Here is a 4,786-nt window from a genome sequence, read left to right as displayed (position 1 = left end):
ATTCAAGAGAGTAGAGGACCGCACGTGTATGCTATCAAAACAGCAGCTTAGGGGAGAGGAGGCGAGGGGAGGGTGGTTGTTTTTTTTTTTTAAAAGAAAAAGCCGGAATACGAGAACCCAGCGACAGTCTGGGGGGCGGGGAGATGTGTAAAAGAAACAGACCGCCGATAGTGAGACGGCGTCATCCCCTTGAGCTGCTGAAACCGCCGATTAAAGTTGGAAATATTATTAAACCCCGACTCAAAGCACACATCCGTCACCGCCTTGTCCCCATCGGCCAGCAATTCACAGGATTTGCTGATGCGCAGCCGATTGACGAATTCAATAAAAGTGCGCCCGGTCGCCTGTTTGAACACCCTGGAAAAATACGTCGGCTTCATCCCCAGATACTCCGCCACTTCCTCCAGCGGCAGCTCGCGGGCGTAGTGGGCAAAGATGTAGTCCACCGCGCGGTTGGTGCGGTCGATGCTGTGTTCGTCGGCTTGCTGCGGCGTGGTGACGCCGGACAGTAACTGGTAGTCCTCACAGGCGCTTAATACTTCCAGCAGGATAAAGAAGTGCCCCAGGCGTGCCATGCCTTGGGCGTCTTCGATGCGTTGCATCAGGGTCATGGCGTGGGCGATGGTTTTCTTGCAGCGAAATTCGATGCCGTATTGCGCACGTTCAAGCAGCGGCGCCAGGCTTTTGAGTTCGGTGAAGATGTGGCTGCCGTGTTCGAACAATTCATCGGTGAAGTTCACCAGCATGTCGCGCTTGGGTACGACCTCGTCTTCTTCCACCTGGCTGATCCAGTTATGGGGCAGGTTGGGGCCGGTGAGGAACAGGCTTTCGGGGTAGAAGTTGCCGATGTAGTCGCCGATAAACACCTTGCCGGAGCTGGCGACGATCAGGTGCAGCTCGTATTCCTTGTGGAAATGCCAGCGCACCAGGGGGCAGGGGAAGCCGTGCTGGCGATAGATGATGGACAGGCCGTTGTGGTCGTCCATCAACTCGTAGGAAGGGTCGGTGATGCGCGTTGCTCGGGTCATGCTGCCGTCGCTTTATTGTGGTTGCTGCGTAGGATAATGCCCCGTCGCGCGCGACCTCGCCAGCGCCAGTGTTTATAGGATGCGGTTTTTGGCCTCGATCCACTGGGACATGTATTGGGTACTCTTGTGCGCGTGATGGCGCAGCATGCTGCCGGTGAAGTTGTCCCGGCGATGAGCGGCAAGGTTGCTGCGGCAACGTTCCAGGCATTCCACCAAGGCGGGCCCGTGCACGTCTTGGTCATAGCGCCGGGCCAGGAGTTGGCGCCCTTGTTCCTGGGCATGGGTCCAGCGCTCGCGGTTTTGGTAAAGGGCCACGGCAGCGGCGGCCAGGGCCTGGGCGTCCTGTGCGATCACGCCGGGCCAGGGTTGGTCATCGCCCATGGCCTCGGCGCCGATGGGGGTGGTGACAGTGGGCGTACCGCACAGCATGGCGTCTACCAACTTGCCCTTGATGCCGGCGCCAAAGCGCAGCGGTGCCAGGCAAATGCGCGCAGCCGTCATGACTTGCAGCGCATCTTCGGCCCAGTTCATCACATGGAAACCCTGCGCTGGGTTGTGGAGGGCGGTGGCCTTGGGCGGGGTGTAGGCGCCGTAGATATGCAACTGCGCGCCCGGCAGTTGTTGGCGAATCAGCGGCCACAGGCTGTGCTTCATCCACAGCACCGCGTCCCAGTTGGGTGCGTGGCGGAAGTTACCGATGCTGAGGAAATGCGCACGGTCTTCAAAGGGCGCAAATGCGTCGGTGGGCGGTTGCAGCATCAACGGGCACCAGTGGAGCAGGGCGGCCGGCACCTTGAACTGTTCGGTGAGCAGGCGGATTTCCACGTCGGAGATCATCAGGCTGATGTCACAGCGGTAGATGGCGGCGATTTCGCGTTTGGCCAAGTCGGTATCGGCCATGCGCTGGAACTCGTCCTCCAATGCCGGCGCGAACAGGGCGCTGAAGTCGTCGCTGTCGGGGTTGGCTTTCACCTGCTCCTTGAAACGCTGGTGGCGAGCGTCCCGCAGGCTTTGCAGGTCGGAGGTCTCCAGCACCCGCAGGGCGTCGGGGCAGCATTGTTCCACGCGCCAGCCGAATTGCTCCTCCATCATGAAACGGTCGAACAATACGATGTCCGGGGCCAATTCGCGGACAAAATCATCGAAACTGCTGTTATTCAGTTCGATGGCGCGTTCGGCGATTCCGAGTGCGGGCAAGTCGGCCTTGTGCTCGCCAATGGTGGCGGGGCTGCTGAAGGTAATGTCCCAACCTTGCGTAAGAAAGCTCTCAAGGATTTGCATCATATGCCCGCCCGCAGCCGAGGAGCGGGGCTCGGGCCAGACGTAGCCAATGACCAGGACTTTGGTGGCGGGTTGATGCATGAAATGAGTCCTTCGTGCCGTCGGCGGGCCTTAAAAAGCGAATGATTAAATCATACTTTTGCGTCGCAACAAGCCTTGCGAGCAAATGCTGATTAATGCGTGGTTTTTAATTGCGAAATGAGCTTGTGGCCTGTCAACGTTCACAGTTATCGCGGCTTGTGCAGGGTGTTAGGTTCGCTACAGCTTTCCGGATGTAGGGCGGTCGGAAACTCATCAAATCGTTTTTAGGAGGTGCCTACCATGGATGACCATGAACAAACCAACAAGGGGAACGCGGTTAAAGCTGATTGGCATAACGTCACATTGACAAGGGGTGTTACCGGCTATAGCGGCAATTTGCGTATCAGGTTTCAGCGCTCAGGTAACACGCTGACGTTGACCACCGAGGAGTACATGATCAGCGGCGATAGTTCACGTAACAAAGCCAATATTAATTACGAGGTCAAGGTCGGCAACAACACGGTATGGGACCTGGACTCGCCCGATGACCGTAAGCAGGATGGGCAGTGGCATACTTGGTCAAACTACAAGTCAGTAGCGATTCCGAGCGGGACTCAGACGGTAACGTTCAGGGCAGAGTTTATCTTTGATATGTCCGGACCCGATGATCGGGCAATAGCGACGCATGCCGTAAGCATCTAGCTCGCGAGCGCCAACGTCTTGCCGGGCACCTCCGGTGCCCGGCATTTCCTGTCTATCGAACTGAATCTAAATCAGCGCAATTTCGGCGGGTAAGCACGTGTTCGCGCCCGATTCCAGACGGTGTCGGTATTGATCATGCGTGAGGACATGACAATTTGTGTCTGGCGGTAGGTAGCTTCGGCACTTTGTGGTTAACTTCCGCCTCTCGAATTCGTTTAACCAAACCCAGCATAAGGATTCCGTTCATGGCTCAAGTCACCCTTAAAGGCAACCCGGTCCAGGTTGAAGGCGAACTGCCGAAAGTCGGCGCCAAAGCTGCAGACTTCACCCTGACCGCCGGCGATCTGTCCAACGCCACCCTGGCTACCTTTGCCGGCAAGCGCAAAGTGCTGAACATCTTCCCAAGCGTTGACACCCCAACCTGTGCCACTTCGGTGCGCAAGTTCAACGCCCAGGCCAACGATGTGGCCAACACCGTGGTGCTGTGCATCTCCTCCGACCTGCCATTCGCCCAAGCGCGTTTCTGTGGTTCCGAAGGCCTGGAAAACGTTAAGAACCTGTCGGATTTCCGCAACGCCGACTTCGCCGTTGACTATGGTGTTTCCATCGCTGACGGCCCGCTGCAGGGCCTGACCGCTCGCGCTGTCGTGGTGCTGGACGAAAACGACAACGTGCTGCACAGCGAGTTGGTCAAGGAAATCGCTGAAGAGCCAAACTACGACGCCGCCCTGGCTGTGTTGAAGTAACTGTTTCTACGTATGACTGTCGTTTGGCAGTAACACGTATGATGCATGATTGCGGCCTGGCCTAGTCCAGGCCGTTTTTATTTGAGCGTCAGCGGCTTAGCGAAATAGCCTGTGGACTAAGATCAAAAAGTTAAACGTTGTAAGCCTAAGGTAAATAGCCGGTAAAGGTGCTTTTCTAAACGCACCCCAGTGCTTATCTTTCAGCCTCCCGAAGAAGAAGCTCTCACCCCCAATGGTTGATCACTCCATGCAATCCTCCTCCCGCAACTCCCGCCGCTGGCTGTTTGGCCTGCTCGTGCTGCTGGTTATCGCCGGCCTGTGCTGGAAATTCTGGCCCAGTGGCGCAGCCCATAAAGATGCTCCGGCGGGGCACACGGGCAAGACCGGCATGGCGCGCCCGGGCTTCGGTGGTTCCACCGGGCCGGTACCGGTGCGTGTGGCGCCGGCGGTGCTGGGGGAATTTCCGGTGTACTACAAGGCCCTGGGTACGGTCACGGCGCTGAACACCATTAATGTGCGCAGCCGGGTGGGCGGTGAGCTGGTCAAGATCGCCTTCGAGGAAGGGCAGATGGTCAAGGCCGGCGACCTGCTGGCAGAAATCGACCCGCGCAGCTACCAGAACGCTTTGCTCCAGGCCCAGGGCACCTTGCTGCAGAACCAGGCCCAGTTGAAGAACGCCCAGGTCGATGTACAGCGTTACCGCGACCTGTACGCCCAGGACAGTATCGCCAAGCAAACTCTGGACACCGCCGAAGCGCTGGTTCTGCAATACCAGGGCACGGTCAAGACCAACCAGGGCGCGGTGGACGACGCCAAGCTCAACCTGGAATTCACCAAGATCCGCGCGCCCATCAGTGGCCGCGTCGGTTTGCGCCAGCTTGACGTCGGCAACCTCGTCGCCGCCAACGACACCACCGCCCTGGCGGTGATCACCCAGACCCAGCCGATCAGCGTGGCCTTCACCCTGCCGGAAAATACCCTGGAAACCGTGTTGGCCCGTTATCACGC

The 4,786-nt window shown here is 58.1% G+C and carries 5 protein-coding genes; 3 read left to right on the top strand and 2 right to left on the bottom strand.

Annotation, left to right across the window (positions count from 1 at the left end):
- Positions 1–89 precede the first annotated feature (89 nt).
- Positions 90–1,028, bottom strand: a complete 939-nt coding sequence (locus GIW04_RS27985) for an AraC family transcriptional regulator (protein WP_236479419.1) — start codon at positions 1,026–1,028, stop codon at positions 90–92.
- A 72-nt stretch (positions 1,029–1,100) separates the two neighbouring features.
- A complete protein-coding gene (locus GIW04_RS27980) occupies positions 1,101–2,390 on the bottom strand; it encodes a glycosyltransferase (RefSeq protein ID WP_120248220.1) in 1,290 nt (429 codons plus the stop codon).
- 240 nt (positions 2,391–2,630) lie between these two features.
- Between GIW04_RS27980 and GIW04_RS27975 the strand changes: the two genes are divergently transcribed.
- The 3 genes from GIW04_RS27975 to GIW04_RS27965 all read left to right on the top strand — a co-directional run.
- Entirely contained in the window at positions 2,631–3,032 is a 402-nt protein-coding gene (locus tag GIW04_RS27975; RefSeq protein WP_032900599.1) for a hypothetical protein, read from the top strand.
- Between the two features lie 245 nt (positions 3,033–3,277).
- Positions 3,278–3,778 carry a thiol peroxidase gene (gene tpx / locus GIW04_RS27970; RefSeq protein ID WP_003190967.1) on the top strand — a complete coding sequence of 167 codons (501 nt, stop codon included), beginning with the start codon at positions 3,278–3,280 and terminating at the stop codon, positions 3,776–3,778.
- 232 nt (positions 3,779–4,010) lie between these two features.
- Positions 4,011–4,786 (top strand): efflux RND transporter periplasmic adaptor subunit (locus GIW04_RS27965; protein WP_236479418.1); only part of this gene is annotated, 776 nt, incomplete at its 3' end.

This window comes from Pseudomonas sp. PA-4-8C, from assembly GCF_021606625.1.
GTDB classification, from domain to species: domain Bacteria; phylum Pseudomonadota; class Gammaproteobacteria; order Pseudomonadales; family Pseudomonadaceae; genus Aquipseudomonas; species Aquipseudomonas lactis.
This window is presented reverse-complemented; position numbering and strand designations above follow the sequence as displayed.

Coding starts and splice junctions, on each gene's coding strand:
- GIW04_RS27985 (WP_236479419.1), bottom strand. CDS start 1,028: ATGACCCGAGCAACGCGCATCACCGACCCTTCCTACGAGTTGATGGAC.
- GIW04_RS27975 (WP_032900599.1), top strand. CDS start 2,631: ATGGATGACCATGAACAAACCAACAAGGGGAACGCGGTTAAAGCTGAT.
- tpx (WP_003190967.1), top strand. CDS start 3,278: ATGGCTCAAGTCACCCTTAAAGGCAACCCGGTCCAGGTTGAAGGCGAA.
- GIW04_RS27980 (WP_120248220.1), bottom strand. CDS start 2,390: ATGCATCAACCCGCCACCAAAGTCCTGGTCATTGGCTACGTCTGGCCC.